Source organism: Buttiauxella cochleicola, from assembly GCF_021282405.1.
Lineage (GTDB): Bacteria > Pseudomonadota > Gammaproteobacteria > Enterobacterales > Enterobacteriaceae > Buttiauxella > Buttiauxella massiliensis.
In genome coordinates, this window is sequence record NZ_JAJSOU010000016.1 from 1 (window position 1) to 14,997 (window position 14,997).

Here is a 14,997-nt window from a genome sequence, read left to right on the forward strand (position 1 = left end):
ATGCCGAACTCAGAAGTGAAACGCCGTAGCGCCGATGGTAGTGTGGGGTCTCCCCATGCGAGAGTAGGGAACTGCCAGGCTCCAAATAAACAAACAAGCCTCATGCGAAAGCATGGGGCTTTTTTGTTTTGTGTGATTTATGAAACTTCACCGACTTACAGATAAAAAGATTAGCTTGCTCACAATTATTGATGCAACTACCTTGAAACAGACAACTCTGAATAGCATCTAAATAATCACCTGCTTTACTGGATCTTTGGGCTTTACGCTTATTCAGGAAGACAGGGGATTAAAAAATGACTGAAGCAGCAACAACACATCAGGACAACGGAACGCTGACAGGTTCAGATACACGCCGTCGTATTTGGGCAATTGTGGGAGCCTCATCAGGGAATCTGGTTGAATGGTTTGATTTCTATGTCTACTCATTCTGTTCCCTCTACTTTGCACATATTTTCTTCCCTTCGGGCAATAGCACAACACAACTTCTACAAACTGCCGGGGTATTTGCCGCAGGTTTTTTAATGCGTCCGATTGGTGGTTGGCTGTTTGGTTATATTGCCGACAAGCACGGGCGTAAAAACTCGATGCTCATCTCTGTTTGCATGATGTGTTTTGGATCTCTGGTAATCGCCTGTTTGCCTGGTTATTCCTCGATTGGCACTTGGGCACCGGCACTTTTGTTGCTGGCACGTTTATTTCAGGGGCTATCTGTTGGAGGAGAATACGGTACAAGTGCAACTTATATGAGTGAAGTTGCAGTAGAAGGGCGGAAAGGTTTTTATGCGTCTTTTCAATACGTAACACTCATTGGTGGGCAACTGTTAGCGCTACTCGTTGTGGTTGTACTTCAACAAGTTCTCAGTGACGGAGAGTTGCGTGAATGGGGCTGGAGGATACCTTTCGCACTGGGCGCAGTACTTGCTGTTGTCGCTCTCTATTTACGCCGTTCATTAGATGAAACTTCAGATAAAGCGACCCGGGAACACAAAGATGCAGGGACTCTGGGTGGGCTTTGGAAAAATCGCAGAGCCTTTATAATGGTGCTCGGGTTCACAGCCGGTGGATCGCTAAGCTTCTATACCTTCACAACTTACATGCAGAAGTACCTGGTAAATACCGCAGGTATGCATGCCAACACAGCCAGTGCATTAATGACCTTCGCATTATTTATCTTTATGTTGGTGCAACCCTTCTTTGGTGCGTTATCCGACAAAATAGGTCGTCGAAATTCGATGCTTTGCTTTGGTGGCCTGGCAACGGTGATGACAGTGCCAATTCTGACTGCTTTACAAAGCGTTAGCTCACCTTATGCCGCATTCGGTCTGGTTATTCTCGCGATGCTGATCGTCAGTTTTTATACTTCAATAAGTGGTATTTTGAAAGCCGAGATGTTCCCACCTGAGGTGCGTGCATTAGGTGTTGGTCTGTCGTATGCGGTTGCAAATGCCTTGTTTGGCGGGTCGGCTGAATATGTTGCACTCTCACTTAAATCCATCGGAATGGAGACTGCATTTTTCTGGTATGTCTCAGGAATGGGGGCGCTGGCGTTTCTGGTATCGCTATTGCTACACCGCAAAGGGAAGGGCATCAAACTCTAATATTTAGCGAATTGCCATATTGCATAGCCGGTGGCTGCACCGGCTACATCCCATGTGAAATCTTTCCAGCTCCATCCACTTCCAGTTGCGCGGCTATCCCATAATTCTTTCGTGGCCCCAAGACTTACCGAAAATAAGAAGCCAAAATTCGCACTATGGGAGTCACTCCAGCCCTGATGCTGGCCATATTCGTTCCCTGCTGCGGATAAAATAGCCGATGCGATAAAGTGCTGCGCTTTATCCTGGCCTGACCATTGATCTTGCGCCATATGGCTGCAACCGCTGAGAAGTAATACAGAAGGGAGTAAAAGACGTAGCATTCATGATCCTCTGGCTACAAAAAAACCCTGCAAGCAGGGCTTTTCAGTATAGCGATGAACTACAGAATACGACTGATTAAACGATCTATACGTATACGGCGCAGGCGGCGAATAAGCTTACGCACCTTAACGGGATATTCCGCAATACTCTGTAGATCACGATAATGTTGAACGACTGTAGTGTGTGTGCGGATCAGATCCAATTCGTGGTCACGCTGGACAGTGAGTTCCTGTTTAGGATCATGAATCAGAATTGCGTTCTCCAGATCCAGACGCCACGCTCTTGGATTAAGGTTATTACCCGTTAGAAGCATCCACTCATCATCGACCCACATGCCTTTTAGATGGTAACTGTTATCGTCATCTTTCCACAGGCGAACAATCAACTGCCCGCTGTTTACGTAGTATTGTAAGCGGCTCAGGAAGCGGCGAAGGTTAATTTCATAGAGATAAGGCAGGGCGCCGATAATCTTAAAGGGTTGATCTTCTGGAATATAAAAATCATTTGCCGTTTTATCACCGACAATAATCTCAACCTGTTTCCCTTCACGTAAGAGCTGAATAATATTACGTACCAGCACAGCAGGCAGGTTGAAATAAGGCGTACAGATAACCAGTTTTTGCTCGGTACACGGCATCAAATGGTAGATGGTTTTATTGAGCAGACTGGTTTTACCCAAACCGACTAAAGGCGTAACGGCAAGTTGTTCGTTATCTGCATTACCCTGGAAATGGAAACTGGCATCTCGTAGTTCCTGGCGGAACAGACGGATATCGTTTTTAATCTCCGGGCTTTTTGGCCTGTGTAGCTTATCCAGGCGATGTACCGCACGACCATGTACCAGATTTTCCTGCATCCAGTTATACATGATGTCGGAAAGCTGCGGGTTACAGATGACCTGATAGCGATCATAACGATATTTATCATGCTGATGCAGATAGACGTCATTCACACTGGCGCCGCTGTAAATCACGCAATCATCAACAATAAAACCTTTGAAATGCAGAACGCCCAATGCTTCACGCGTATTCACTGGCACGCCGTAAACTGGGATATCTACGCCGGGATATTCCTCGGTCATACGATGATACCAGTCAGCATTGGTGTTGGTAGCGGCAGCTCCGATACGGCCTCGCTGCGCGCGATGCCAGTCCACCAGAACGGTCACTTCTATTTCCGGGCGTTGCTGTTTTGCCTGGTAGAGCGCGGTTAACACGGCTTTACCAGCATCATCTTGTTCAAGATACAATGCGACAATACAGATGCGGCGAGTTGCGCTCGCAATTTTTTGCAGCAGAACTTCACGGAAATCCGCTGGGGAGAAAAGGGTCTTTACATCATCAACTGACTGAGAAAGCTTCGGCAATTGGGCAAGGTGTTGTTGATGTTTATTACGTTTAAATTTAGACAACATCACAGTGCGTATCTTCTCTATTCATTGGATGGCCTTCTGCAAAATCCAGACGTCAGAACCTGCTGATAATACCACTACTAACCCGCAAAGTGAGTAAGTTTTCCAGTACCTTACTCACGAATCTATGCTTTTTATCAATGGAAGAGTCAGACTTACGATGCCATCTTCCAGTTGTATATCGACATCAAATCCTAGTTTTCGAGCTAATGAGACCATGCCACGGTTGTTCGGCATCGTAATGCCATTCAATCTCTGGAGCCCATGCTCACCCGTGTAGGCAATCAGTTTTTCCAGCAGCCTGCGACCCAATCCCAAACCCTTCAAATCAGAACGCACAAGTACGGCAAATTCGGCATCAATATTATCGGGATCGGAGATCGCGCGCGTAACACCGATGATCTCACTCTCACCATTCAGTTGGCGAACAGCGACAAAAGCCATTTCTCGATCGTAGTCGATCTGGGTCATATTGGCTAAATCTTCATGGGTAAATTCGTTGATCTCACTGAAGTAGCGGTAGTAGAGATCCTCTTTGGTAACCCGCGAAATAAACTGTTGTAGCAACGGTTCATCTTCCGGAAGAATTGGGCGGAACAGGCACTGTTCACCATTCTTGAGGATGACATCTTCTTCCAACTGGTAAGGATAGGGCCGGATTGCCAGCCGAGTTTCTGCATCCCCCTCGAATTTAGCGAGCTGTAAGGTCACGTCCAGGAGTGTGAACTCATTACCGGAGGCTAAAAGCGGATGAATATCCAGACGGCGGATTTCCGGGCAATCCACAATCAGGTTTGAAACCTGCACCAGCACCTGGCTAATACCAGGCACATCTAACGGGCGTAATGCACTGCGCCCACGTATTTTTCCGCTTTTGATCGCCTGAATAACGAGGTAGCGGGCGAGATTCATATTGAGTGGTGGTAAGGCCACCACAGCCTGCTGATCGGGGCGCCACTCGACGCCACCTTCGCCCAGCATAATAAGTGGGCCAAAGACTGGGTCATGTTCAACGACGATGCGCAGCTCCTGGGCACCGGCACGGTTAGCCATGCTTTGAACCAACAACCCGTGGATACGAGCTTGCGGCCACGTCATTTTAACTCGATCAATAATCGCATCAGCTGCTTGCTGAACCTCAGTGGCGGTTCTCAGGTAAAGCATGACACCTTGAACTTCAGATTTATGCGGGATATCAGGGGAGCGTAATTTCAACGCGACCGGATACCCAATCTGCTCGGCAATATGCACGGCTTCTGCACTGTCGCTGGCAATCCAGGTTGGCAGAGTGTTTAGCCCGTACGCTTGTAAAATAGGGCGCACTTCATGGGTATCGAGAGAAGTGGCTCCTTCGTTCAGTGCTTGTTGCAGCAGGGCATGAGCTTCACTGGCATTGGCTTTCAGATTGGCAGGTAACGCTGGTGTCTCACGCAGCTGTTTCTGGTTTCGACGATATTCCACCATATGCATAAATGCTGTTACCGCGCCCTCAGGTGTGCGGTATGTAGGAATGCCTGCATCACTGAATAACCGTCTGGCTTCCTGAGAGGAAAATTCACCACACCAGTTGGTTATTAGTGTGATGTATTTGCCGCGAGGATGTTTGTGGATTAAGTCGATTAACGCGGTGGCGCTTACCGTCCCGGGGGCCGCAGCACTCGGGGCATGGATGATCATCAGGGCATCATAATCCTGGCTATCCAGTAATATTTCGATGGCTCGCAAATAACGTTCAGGAGTAGCATCGTCGCGGAGATCCAGTGGATTGCCACTTTCAACACTGACGGGCAAAGCGCTCTTTAGCTTATTGAGAACTTCATCACTCAGCGTTGCTAGCTTACCGTTACGCAGCCATAACTCATCCAGTGCCAGCGCCGCAGGGGCAGCGCCATTGCTGACTATCATTAAACGCTCGCCACGCAGTGGCCGCATGTGGCTCAGGGTTTCTACCGCCGAGAACAGCTCATGAGTGTCCTGAACGCGTAAAAGACCTGCTCGTTGAATGGCTGCATCCCATGCAGCATCAAGCCCCAGATGGGTTTTAAGCAGTTCTTGTGCTTTGGCGCTGCGACCGCTTTTAATTACCAGGATCGGTTTGTTACGCGAAGCACTTCGCGCCGCTGAAACAAAACGTCGGGCATCGCTCAGGTGTTCGAGATAAAGCAGAATAGCGCTGGTTTTGGTATCGCGAGCCAGATAATCCAGTAACTCATCAACATCAATATCCAGACTGTCACCGAGCGCGATAAACCATGAGAAGCCCATTTCACGCTGCTGGGCCCAGTCCAGAATTGTGTTGGAAACTGCCGCTGATTGAGAAATAAAAGCCAGCTTACCTTTCTGAATGGGTACGGGTGAGAAACTCGCATTAAGTCCTTGCCACGGCGCAAGTAAGCCAAGGCTGTTTGGCCCCAGCAAACGCATTTGCCATTGAGTGGCACAGGCTAATAATTCAGGTAGTTGCTCAGGCGGAGCGGAGAGGATAATGCAGGCTTTACAGCCCTTTTCACCCAAGGCTTGCAGTAATTCAAGATTACGTTTTGAGTTGGTACAAATGACGGCAAGATCGGGCGGGAACGGAAGGCTTGCGATATCTGGCCATGCAAGAACGCCGCAAACCGCTTTATGGCTGGGTGTCACAGGCATTACCGGGCCGTTAAAGCCTCCAGCCAGGAGATTACGCATCATTAAGTAGCCTGCGCGATCTATTTTTGCAGAAGCCCCGATAACCGCGATTGATTTGGGGCGCAGTAGCGCCTCCAGCCCACGTTGACTCATAGCTCTCTCCCCTGAGAATTAACTCAGTGAGTTTAAACGCTTTCTGTCTCTGCTGCTGTGATGCTGGACTGATGATGGGGTTTGCCTGCCAGATATCGCTCGCGAAAAAGCGTGAAATGTTCTGTGAGGCCAACAGCTGCGTGCTCGTCGTCTGCAAGTGCGAGCAATGCTGCTGCGACTTCTGCTGTGCAGTATTGCCCGTCCGCGTGAGCTTCACGGAGTCGGTAAGCCGAGACAATACTCAAATCCACTGAAATGACCGGAAGATTATCCAGATAAGGGCTCTTGCGGAACATCTTACGCGCTTCAGTCCAGGTGCCATCAAGCATGATAAAAAGCGGTGGTTTCCCACTTTTAGGTGGCATTGTCAGTACTTCTCGCCCAGCGCTTGCGTAAGAAGCGGGGAATACGACCATCGGTTGATAGTCTGGTGAACTGACTAAATCGAGCAGTGCCTGTGATGGTTCGGTTCGTGACCACTGAAAAGCTTCTGTATCCGGCAAAATATCTGCAATGAGTCGCCCAGTATTGCTTGGCTTCATCGGTTCGGTGTCGAACATCACCAGGCAGAAACGGCTACGTGCATTCTGCGGCTGTAGTGTTTCGCACAGGCATTGTTTTAGCGGCAGCAAGCAACGTTGACAACGGCGGATGCGGTTACCACGAGCAAGGAAAGGGCGGGTTGCACGCGCCAGGCGTTCGGCACGAAGACGTAGGACGGCGTTTTCAGTCATCAGATAAATAAGCTTAAAAACGCCATTCTAACGTAGATGAGGCATTCGGGCACAAGAAACGTGCCCGTGAAATTAGATGTTTTCGTTCAGCCAACTATCAAACGGTGCTTTAGGCATCGCGCCGTTTAGCATGTCGACCATTTCACCTTTTTTGAACACCATAATGGTCGGAATGCTGCGGATACGGAAACGTGTGCTAAGTGCAGGTTCTGCTTCTGTATTTACTTTCACAAAACGTACTTTTCCACTGCGTTCTTCCGCTACATCTTCGAAGATTGGCGCAAAGTTCACACATGGCCCACACCACGGAGCCCAAAAATCCACAACTACGGGTAAATCATCTTGCAGCAGTTTATCAAGGGTTTCACTGGTGGCATTAATCACTTCGCCATCAAAAAGCTCATGGCCACAACGACCACATTTCGCACCGTCGTCAATACGCTCATCGGGGATGCGATTAATCGCCTGGCAGGCGGCACAAACGGTATTCATAGCTAACCTCTAAAGGATACGTTGTCTGAAAACAGTCAACTCGTCAGTAATGTTTCTTATATGTTAAATATTATCGGCGATTAATAGAGTACCAGCCAAGTGATTTATTCGATGGATATAATAGTTATTGGCTTTTGACCAAAGTTAATGGCTAAGCCGTGCCACATCGGGTAATCTGCGCGCCACGCGCTCAGCCAGGTGGAGAGAAGAATGAACGACGAATTTAAAGGTAAAAGCGGCAAAGTCAAAGTGATGTATGTCCGCGGTGACGATGACAGCGAAAAACGCAGCCAAAACCCGCGCACAGGTAAAGGTGGTGGGCGTCCTGCAGCACCGTCACGGGGTGAGGGCCGTCGTGGTCCACGTCGCGATGATAAGCCTGGCGCCGGGCGTGATCGGAATCGTAGTGATGATCGTGACGATCGCGGTGATAACCCGTGGCGTACGGTTTCACGACCGCCAAGAGAAGAAGTAGTTGAAGCAGGCGAGCAAATGGGTGCCAATGGCAGACCAATTGTTGATCCTGAAGTGATTCGCCGCCAGCGTGCGGAAGAAACTCGTGTTTACGGCGAAAATGCTTGCCAGGCGCTGTTCCTGAGCCGCCCTGATTGCATCGTACGCGCCTGGTTTGTCCAGAGCGTGACTCCGCGTTTCAAAGAAGCATTACGTTGGATGGCAGCAAACCGTAAAGCCTACCATGTGGTAGATGATGCTGAGTTAGTGAAAGCATCAGGTACTGAGCACCACGGTGGCGTTTGCTTCATCATTAAAAAGCGTCGTGGTATCACAGTTGATAGCTGGCTTTCTAAAGCTGGTGAAGAAGATTGTGTACTGGCTCTGGAAAACGTGGCTAACCCGCACAACCTTGGCGGCATTATGCGCAGCTGCGCACACTTCGGTGTGAAAGGTTTGCTGGTGGAAGATGCGGCAATGCTGGAGTCTGGTGCTGCTGTTCGTACTGCTGAAGGCGGTGCGGAGCATGTTGAAGCCATCAGCGGCGAGACTTTCGAAGACGGCCTGGAGCAATTCCGTAAAGCCGGTTATGCGATTGTCACGACATCAAGCCACAAAGGAACTCCGCTTTTCAAAGCTGAGTTGCCGAAGAAAATGGTTCTGGTGTTAGGTCAGGAGCGCGAAGGCGTTTCCGATGCAACCTTCGAAAATGCTGATATGAGCGTGGCGATTACCGGTACTGGTAATGTTGAAAGCCTGAACGTATCAGTAGCAACCGGTGTGTTGCTCTCTGAATGGTGGCGTCAAAACAAAGCGTGATGCTTTGTTAATGACTGCTTTAAAAAGCCAGCGAAAGCTGGCTTTTTTGTCTCTTTAGTCTGGCAATACAGGCGTCCAGTTAATCGCTGGCTGGTTGCGCTCAGTCAGATACTCATTAGTTTTAGAGAAGTGACCGCAGCCCATAAACCCCCGATGTGCTGATAAAGGCGAAGGATGGGGGGCTTGTAAAACATGGTGGCGATTGCGATCGATAAAGCTACCTTTCTTCTGCGCGTGCGAACCCCACAGCAAAAAGACCACACCTTCACAGTGTTCGTTGATAAGCGCTATCACTTTATCCGTGAACGTCTCCCAACCTAATTTCGCATGAGAATGCGCATTGCCTGCTTCAACAGTTAGTACGGTATTGAGCAACAATACGCCCTGGTGCGCCCAGCTTTCCAGATAGCCGTGGTTTGGCCGCGTAAAATCAGCAATATCGGTCTGTAATTCTTTATACATATTGGCTAATGATGGCGGCACTGCAACACCGGGAAGCACAGAAAAGGCTAGCCCATGCGCCTGTCCTGGGCCATGGTAAGGGTCTTGACCAAGGATCACGACTTTCACATCACCCAGCTCAGTAAACCTGAAAGCGTTGAACACATCTTTCTGAGGCGGATAAACAGTTACACCGGCTGCTCGCCGTTCGGCAACGGTTGCCAGGGTATTTGTGAAATAGGGTTGCTGCTTTTCTTGCGCCAGCACGTCGTGCCAGGTGAGGGGGGTAGTCATCTCGCTCTCCTGCGATTCGGAATGATGTTAGCTTAACCACTTCTTTCTACTAAGCAAAATGGTTGAGCGTCTATATGCGCAGGAACCTAAAAAAATTTGAAAATTTACATATTTTTTAATTTGAACGAGATGAGCTAAGTTGATGTAAAACAAATAAATGATATCATAGCCACATTGTAGGCATGGATTTAATTGATTTAAATCAAAGTTTGAAGCGACTTTGGCTAGTATAAAGATCAGTAACGCAACAATGGTTTTACCAATGAGCCAGCTTATGGCCCGAAATAGAATCACAAAATTAGCCCATAGGGAGAAATAAAATGATTACTGGTATCCAAATTACTAAAGCTGCAAATGATTCCCTCCTGAACTCAATCTGGCTGCTGGACAGCGAGAAAGGCGAAGCACGTTGTGTTTGTGCTAAAGCTGACTTTGCAGAAGACGAAGTTGTAGAAGTAAGCAAATTGGGTGAAATCGAATATCGTGAAATCCCAGTTGAAGCAAAACCTGAAGTTCGTGTGGAAGGTGGTCAGCACCTGAACGTGAACGTGCTGCGTCGTGAAACTCTGGAAGATGCTGTTAAGCACCCAGAAAAATACCCACAGCTGACCATCCGTGTGTCTGGTTATGCGGTGCGTTTCAACTCACTGACTGCAGAACAGCAGCGTGACGTTATTGCTCGTACTTTCACTGCTAGCCTGTAATTTCTAAAGCATTTAAAAAGCCGGTGCTCATGCGCCGGCTTTTTTATGGGTTTGGCTTAATAACAGTTATTAAACGGTTAAAAACCTAACTCAGATCGTAAAAAAACCGCCTCAATGGAGACGGTTTTTATATTCACTGACGATTTATTCAGCTGATTCGGTTTTAGCACTGCTAGGTTTTCGGCGCTTCCCGACATTCTTTTTATCGCGCAGACGAACTTTCACACGCGGTTTTTCTTTCTCGTCTTTTTTCTTCTCTTCGCGCTTTGCGAGCACTTTCTTCGACGGCTTACCAGTGAGTTTCTCACTTGGCGCACGAGTCGTTGGGCGCAGCTCATCAATTACACGCGATTTCATTGGTTCTTTCATGTAACGCGTGACTTTGCCCAGCAGCAAATGGTCATGCGCTTCAACCAGAGAAATTGCGGTGCCTTTGAGACCCGCGCGGCCTGTACGCCCTATACGGTGCAGATAGGTATCAGCAGTACGCGGCATATCGAAGTTGAACACGTGGCTCACTTCTGGAATATCGATACCACGAGCGGCAACATCGGTCGCAATCAACACGCTCACACGGCCATCAGTCAAACGCTTGATAGCTTCGGTACGCTTCATCTGCACCATTTCGCCTTCGAGGTAGCAGGTGTTGATTCCCGCTTCACGAAGCCATGCAACCAGTTCATGCACACGGTCGCGTTTACGGACAAACACGATTGAACGTGTAGTGTCTGGCTGCTTAAGCAAATGCACCAGCAGTGCAGTTTTGTGCTCAACGTTGTCTGCGCGGTAGTACCACTGGTGGATTTTCTTGCGCTCGCGAGTTGAGGAGGTTGCAGAAACTTCGACCGGATCTTCTAACAAACGCTCTGCGAAGTTCTTGATCGCGTCGCCTTCAAGCGTTGCGGAGAACAACATGGTTTGTTTGCGCCAGCGTGTTTCAGCAGCAATGGTTTCGATATCCTGCGCAAAGCCCAGATCCAACATGCGATCGGCTTCATCAAGAATCAGTGTCTCTACCGCACGGCAATCAAAGTTTTCTTCTTTGATGTATTGCAGTAGACGACCCGTCGTTGCAACAACAATATCCTGGTTCTCGCTGAACACTTCCGCGTGGTTCATATAAGCCACGCCACCGGTGATGGTTGCGATATCAAGATGAGTATGTTTTGCCAGTTCACGAGCGTGATCGGCCACTTGCATTGCAAGTTCACGCGTTGGCGTGACGATCAAAATACGTGGTGGGCCAGATTTCTTACGCGGGAAATCGACCAAATGCTGTAACACAGGCAGCAAATAAGCGGCTGTTTTACCGGTACCGGTTGGCGCGGAACCGAGGACATCACGCCCTTCAAGTGCAGGTGGAATGGCGGCAGCCTGAATAGCTGTCGGGCGGGTAAAGCCCTTGTCCTGGAGCGCGAGTAACAAACTCTCGTCAAGTTCCAGTTCGGAAAAAGTGGTTACAGTCATGGTCTTCCTCTATGTAGGGCGCCGATTATAGACGTTATGGCTGCGATCTTCATCTGTTTGTGTGGGTAACTGACGCTTTTCCTGGCAGCGAGTTTCCCCTATGCTACACCCGTTTCTCTATAGGGTAGCTAAGATGTGCAGTCAAAAAGCAGTATTGCGTCGTGATGGATTCACCTTTAAACAGTTCTTTGTCGCGCACGATCGATGCGCAATGAAAGTCGGTACAGATGGCACACTGCTTGGCGCCTGGGTGCCTGTTGCAAACGTGACTAGCGTGCTGGACATCGGTACAGGTAGTGGTTTGTTGGCGCTGATGCTCGCGCAACGCACACCTGATAATGTCACGATCGATGCTGTGGAGCTTGATCCTGTTGCCGCTGAGCAAGCTGCGGAAAATGCCAAAGGTTGCCAGTGGGCCCCGCGCATAACTGTGCATTGTGCAGATATCCGTGAATGGGCCGAGCAGGCGACACAGCGCTATTCGCTGATTGTCAGTAACCCGCCATTCTTTGAGCAGGGCAGCAATTGTGCATCGGCAGAACGAGCACAGGCGCGCTACACCACGACATTGGATCATAGCGCGTTGTTAAACAGCGCAACGCAGTTAATTACGGAAGACGGTTTTTTCTGTGTGATCATGCCTGAAACGGCGGGAACGGCGTTTACTGAACTGGCTAAAAAGCAGGGATGGCATGTTCGTTATCGTACCGACGTTGCTGATAACGAAACGCGCTTGCCGCATCGTGTCATGCTGGCGCTGTCACCGACAGACGGTGAATATTATACCGATCGATTAACGATTCGTGGGCCAGACCAGCAATATTCAGAAGGCTACTGCAGCCTGACCCAGGATTTCTATTTATTTATGTAGAGTGGCGAGAGAATGCTTGGCCCTGAGTTTTCGGCTAAATCCGGGTAGTCCAGCGTGTAGTGCAGACCCCGGCTTTCTTTCCGCATCATGGCGCAGCGCACAATCAACTCAGCAACCTGCACCAGGTTGCGCAGTTCCAGCAAATTGTTCGAGACACGGAAGTTGGCGTAGTACTCGTCGATTTCTTGCTGCAACATGGTGATACGGCGCAATGCGCGTTCCAGACGACGCGTTGAGCGCACAATACCGACGTAATCCCACATAAACAGACGAAGTTCATGCCAGTTGTGCTGGATAACAACTTGTTCATCCGGATTATCTACACGGCTGTCATCCCAGTCAGGTAAAGAGCGGGAAATGCGCGCATAAGGCATGCGCTTCATTATATCTTCCGCTGCAGACCAGCCATAAACCAGGCATTCGAGCAATGAGTTTGATGCCATACGGTTTGCGCCATGCAAGCCGGTATATGTCACTTCGCCTATAGCATAAAGCCCGTCAACATCAGTGCGGCCATTCTCATCTACCATTACGCCACCGCAGGTATAATGCGCAGCGGGTACTACCGGCACGGGTTCTTTGGTGAGATCGATACCCAGGCCCATCAGTTTTTCATAGATAGTTGGGAAATGGTGGCGCACAAACTCTTCCGGCTTGTGGCTGATATCCAGGTACATGCAATCTGCACCCAGGCGTTTCATTTCATGATCGATGGCGCGTGCCACGATATCGCGCGGTGCCAGTTCGCCACGCTCGTCAAAATCAGGCATAAAGCGAGTGCCATCCGGGCGCTTGAGATAGGCACCTTCACCGCGCAATGCTTCGGTCAGCAGGAAGTTGCGCGCTTGCGGGTGGAACAGAGCGGTAGGGTGAAACTGATTGAATTCCAGGTTTGCTACACGGCAACCCGCTCGCCAGGCCATGGCTATACCGTCACCTGAAGAGATGTCCGGGTTTGTGGTGTACTGATAAACCTTTGATGCGCCACCGGTGGCAAGGACCACAGCTTTCGCCCGACAAGTTTCTACTTTTTCGCGGTTACGGTTCCAAATCCAGGCACCGACAACACGGCGCGTGCCCGGCAGGCCGATTTTGTCCGAGACAATAAGATCGACAGCATTACTGCGTTCAATAACGCGAATATTAGGATGGCTCAGCGCTTTACCGACTAGCGTGGTTTCAACTTCTTTACCTGTGGCATCAGCTGCGTGAAGAATTCGGCGATGGCTATGCCCACCTTCACGAGTCAAATGGTAGCTTTCCGCACCATTTGCCTGGACCTCTGTGTCAAACAGCACGCCCTGGTCGATTAGCCATTGCACACAGTGGCGTGCATTACTGGCGACAAACTCCACCGCGTCACGATCACAAATTCCAGCACCTGCGATGAGAGTATCTTCTACATGTGAATCAATACTGTCCGTTTCATCGAACACAGCAGCGATTCCACCCTGAGCATATAAAGTTGAGCCTTCATTGATTGGGCCCTTACTCAGAACAATAACTTTGCTGTTTTCGGCAAGCCGTAAAGCAAGAGAGAGGCCAGCAGCTCCGCTACCGACGATTAATACATCACAAGCTAGTTCGGAATTTGCGTTCATCGTGTTTAATTTACTAAACAAAGGTTGGGCCAGCATATCACCCGATGTGGGCTCTAACACGCTTTTTTTAATCCAGTGTTATATGAACTAAACAAAAGAACTGAAGATCTCAGTTTCATCTGAATTATGTGCTGAATAAGCCATATTTGTTACAGGTCCGATGTTAGTGGCAGATTTTCTGATGAAAAATCATGATTCATGCGATACTCTGCAAGCAGTTTAGCGATCGCCTTTTAGGATAAAAAAGGTGTCACGGTTTGTGCCACGAAACTTATAATCAAGAAGAGATAATTCGTGGAACAGATCAGGAAAACAAAGGCGTAACGGAACTTTGCTCAAATCGAGCGCTCCAACCGTGAACTTGCTCAGATATGCAGAGTTCGGGTGGCTTTTCAATTACGCGTGGAAATAGGTTTGGGGAGACATTACCTCGGATGAGCGAGCAGTTAACGGATCAAGTCCTCGTCGAACGGGTCCAGAAGGGAGATCAGAAGTCATTCAATTTACTGGTAATTCGTTATCAGCATAAAGTGGCGAGTCTGGTTTCCCGCTATGTACCTTCAGGAGATGTTCCTGATGTGGTGCAGGAGTCTTTCATTAAAGCTTATCGTGCGCTGGATTCATTCCGTGGCGATAGCGCGTTTTATACATGGTTGTACCGTATAGCGGTCAACACGGCAAAAAATTATCTTGTTGCTCAGGGACGCCGTCCTCCATCAAGTGATGTGGACGCAATTGATGCGGAAAACTACGAAAGTGGCAGCGCATTGAAAGAAATATCGAACCCTGAGAACTTAATGTTGTCTGAAGAACTGAGACAAATAGTTTTCCGTACTATTGAGTCACTCCCGGAAGATTTACGCATGGCAATTACGTTGCGGGAGTTGGATGGTTTGAGCTATGAAGAAATAGCCGTCATCATGGATTGCCCAGTAGGGACTGTACGTTCTCGTATTTTCCGTGCACGGGAAGCTATTGATAATAAAGTTCAACCGCTAATCAGGCGTTGA

General features: G+C 49.0%; 13 protein-coding genes, 1 rRNA gene and 1 pseudogene. 7 read left to right on the plus strand and 8 right to left on the minus strand.

The genetic code is table 11. The features are described from left to right. Positions 1-80, plus strand: a 5S ribosomal RNA gene (rrf, locus tag LVQ79_RS22685); the annotation flags it as partial. Between the two features lie 216 nt (positions 81-296). Then, a complete protein-coding gene (locus LVQ79_RS18605) occupies positions 297-1,601 on the plus strand; it encodes an MFS transporter (RefSeq protein WP_232866044.1) in 1,305 nt (434 codons plus the stop codon). Here LVQ79_RS18605 and LVQ79_RS18610 read toward each other — a convergent pair. The 5 genes from LVQ79_RS18610 to trxC form a co-directional block, all read right to left on the minus strand. Continuing rightward, positions 1,598-1,921, minus strand: coding sequence for a YfiM family lipoprotein (locus LVQ79_RS18610; RefSeq protein WP_232866046.1), 324 nt, complete (start codon positions 1,919-1,921; stop codon positions 1,598-1,600). The two genes, LVQ79_RS18605 and LVQ79_RS18610, sit on opposite strands and share 4 nt — an antisense overlap. 59 nt (positions 1,922-1,980) lie before the next feature. After that, complete coding sequence (pssA, locus tag LVQ79_RS18615) at positions 1,981-3,336, minus strand: CDP-diacylglycerol--serine O-phosphatidyltransferase (protein ID WP_151995835.1); 1,356 nt, start codon at positions 3,334-3,336, stop codon at positions 1,981-1,983. Positions 3,337-3,450: 114 nt separating this feature from the next. Further along, complete coding sequence (locus LVQ79_RS18620; RefSeq protein ID WP_232866047.1) at positions 3,451-6,111, minus strand: bifunctional acetate--CoA ligase family protein/GNAT family N-acetyltransferase; 2,661 nt, start codon at positions 6,109-6,111, stop codon at positions 3,451-3,453. Positions 6,112-6,143: 32 nt separating this feature from the next. Next, complete coding sequence (locus tag LVQ79_RS18625; RefSeq protein WP_232866048.1) at positions 6,144-6,845, minus strand: tRNA-uridine aminocarboxypropyltransferase; 702 nt, start codon at positions 6,843-6,845, stop codon at positions 6,144-6,146. A gap of 72 nt (positions 6,846-6,917) precedes the next feature. Beyond that, positions 6,918-7,337 carry a thioredoxin TrxC gene (gene trxC, locus LVQ79_RS18630; protein ID WP_232866049.1) on the minus strand — a complete coding sequence of 140 codons (420 nt, stop codon included), beginning with the start codon at positions 7,335-7,337 and terminating at the stop codon, positions 6,918-6,920. A 210-nt stretch (positions 7,338-7,547) separates the two neighbouring features. Between trxC and LVQ79_RS18635 the strand changes: the two genes are divergently transcribed. Beyond that, positions 7,548-8,609: a tRNA/rRNA methyltransferase gene (locus tag LVQ79_RS18635; protein ID WP_064513145.1), complete on the plus strand. Its 1,062-nt coding sequence runs from the start codon at positions 7,548-7,550 to the stop codon at positions 8,607-8,609. Positions 8,610-8,663: 54 nt separating this feature from the next. Here the strand turns inward: LVQ79_RS18635 and ung are convergent, their stop codons facing one another. Then, positions 8,664-9,344 carry a uracil-DNA glycosylase gene (gene ung, locus LVQ79_RS18640; RefSeq protein WP_232866050.1) on the minus strand — a complete coding sequence of 227 codons (681 nt, stop codon included), beginning with the start codon at positions 9,342-9,344 and terminating at the stop codon, positions 8,664-8,666. 320 nt (positions 9,345-9,664) lie between these two features. Between ung and grcA the strand changes: the two genes are divergently transcribed. Next, the gene (gene grcA / locus LVQ79_RS18645) at positions 9,665-10,048 is read left to right on the plus strand and encodes an autonomous glycyl radical cofactor GrcA (RefSeq protein ID WP_232866052.1); all 384 of its coding nucleotides are present in this window, start codon (positions 9,665-9,667) and stop codon (positions 10,046-10,048) included. A 144-nt stretch (positions 10,049-10,192) separates the two neighbouring features. On the opposite strand, the gene srmB is transcribed toward grcA, so the two are convergent. Further along, the gene (gene srmB / locus LVQ79_RS18650) at positions 10,193-11,515 is read right to left on the minus strand and encodes an ATP-dependent RNA helicase SrmB (protein WP_232866054.1); all 1,323 of its coding nucleotides are present in this window, start codon (positions 11,513-11,515) and stop codon (positions 10,193-10,195) included. Positions 11,516-11,648: 133 nt separating this feature from the next. Between srmB and trmN the strand changes: the two genes are divergently transcribed. After that, positions 11,649-12,386 carry a tRNA(1)(Val) (adenine(37)-N(6))-methyltransferase TrmN gene (trmN, locus tag LVQ79_RS18655; RefSeq protein ID WP_064560373.1) on the plus strand — a complete coding sequence of 246 codons (738 nt, stop codon included), beginning with the start codon at positions 11,649-11,651 and terminating at the stop codon, positions 12,384-12,386. Here trmN and nadB read toward each other — a convergent pair. Then, positions 12,371-13,987: an L-aspartate oxidase gene (nadB, locus tag LVQ79_RS18660; RefSeq protein ID WP_232866055.1), complete on the minus strand. Its 1,617-nt coding sequence runs from the start codon at positions 13,985-13,987 to the stop codon at positions 12,371-12,373. The genes trmN and nadB overlap by 16 nt on opposite strands. A gap of 322 nt (positions 13,988-14,309) precedes the next feature. On the opposite strand from nadB, the pseudogene rseD reads away from it, so the two are divergent. Further along, a pseudogene (rseD, locus tag LVQ79_RS22690) lies at positions 14,310-14,399 on the plus strand (rpoE leader peptide RseD); the annotation flags it as partial. Between the two features lie 22 nt (positions 14,400-14,421). Continuing rightward, entirely contained in the window at positions 14,422-14,997 is a 576-nt protein-coding gene (gene rpoE / locus LVQ79_RS18665) for an RNA polymerase sigma factor RpoE (RefSeq protein WP_034459318.1), read from the plus strand.

Excerpts from the sequence above, each read along its gene's own strand:
- LVQ79_RS18605 (WP_232866044.1), top strand. The coding sequence starts at position 297 with ATGACTGAAGCAGCAACAACACATCAGGACAACGGAACGCTGACAGGT.
- LVQ79_RS18610 (WP_232866046.1), bottom strand. The coding sequence starts at position 1,921 with ATGCTACGTCTTTTACTCCCTTCTGTATTACTTCTCAGCGGTTGCAGC.
- pssA (WP_151995835.1), bottom strand. The coding sequence starts at position 3,336 with ATGTTGTCTAAATTTAAACGTAATAAACATCAACAACACCTTGCCCAA.
- LVQ79_RS18620 (WP_232866047.1), bottom strand. The coding sequence starts at position 6,111 with ATGAGTCAACGTGGGCTGGAGGCGCTACTGCGCCCCAAATCAATCGCG.
- LVQ79_RS18625 (WP_232866048.1), bottom strand. The coding sequence starts at position 6,845 with ATGACTGAAAACGCCGTCCTACGTCTTCGTGCCGAACGCCTGGCGCGT.
- trxC (WP_232866049.1), bottom strand. The coding sequence starts at position 7,337 with ATGAATACCGTTTGTGCCGCCTGCCAGGCGATTAATCGCATCCCCGAT.
- LVQ79_RS18635 (WP_064513145.1), top strand. The coding sequence starts at position 7,548 with ATGAACGACGAATTTAAAGGTAAAAGCGGCAAAGTCAAAGTGATGTAT.
- ung (WP_232866050.1), bottom strand. The coding sequence starts at position 9,344 with ATGACTACCCCCCTCACCTGGCACGACGTGCTGGCGCAAGAAAAGCAG.
- grcA (WP_232866052.1), top strand. The coding sequence starts at position 9,665 with ATGATTACTGGTATCCAAATTACTAAAGCTGCAAATGATTCCCTCCTG.
- srmB (WP_232866054.1), bottom strand. The coding sequence starts at position 11,515 with ATGACTGTAACCACTTTTTCCGAACTGGAACTTGACGAGAGTTTGTTA.
- trmN (WP_064560373.1), top strand. The coding sequence starts at position 11,649 with ATGTGCAGTCAAAAAGCAGTATTGCGTCGTGATGGATTCACCTTTAAA.
- nadB (WP_232866055.1), bottom strand. The coding sequence starts at position 13,987 with ATGAACGCAAATTCCGAACTAGCTTGTGATGTATTAATCGTCGGTAGC.
- rpoE (WP_034459318.1), top strand. The coding sequence starts at position 14,422 with ATGAGCGAGCAGTTAACGGATCAAGTCCTCGTCGAACGGGTCCAGAAG.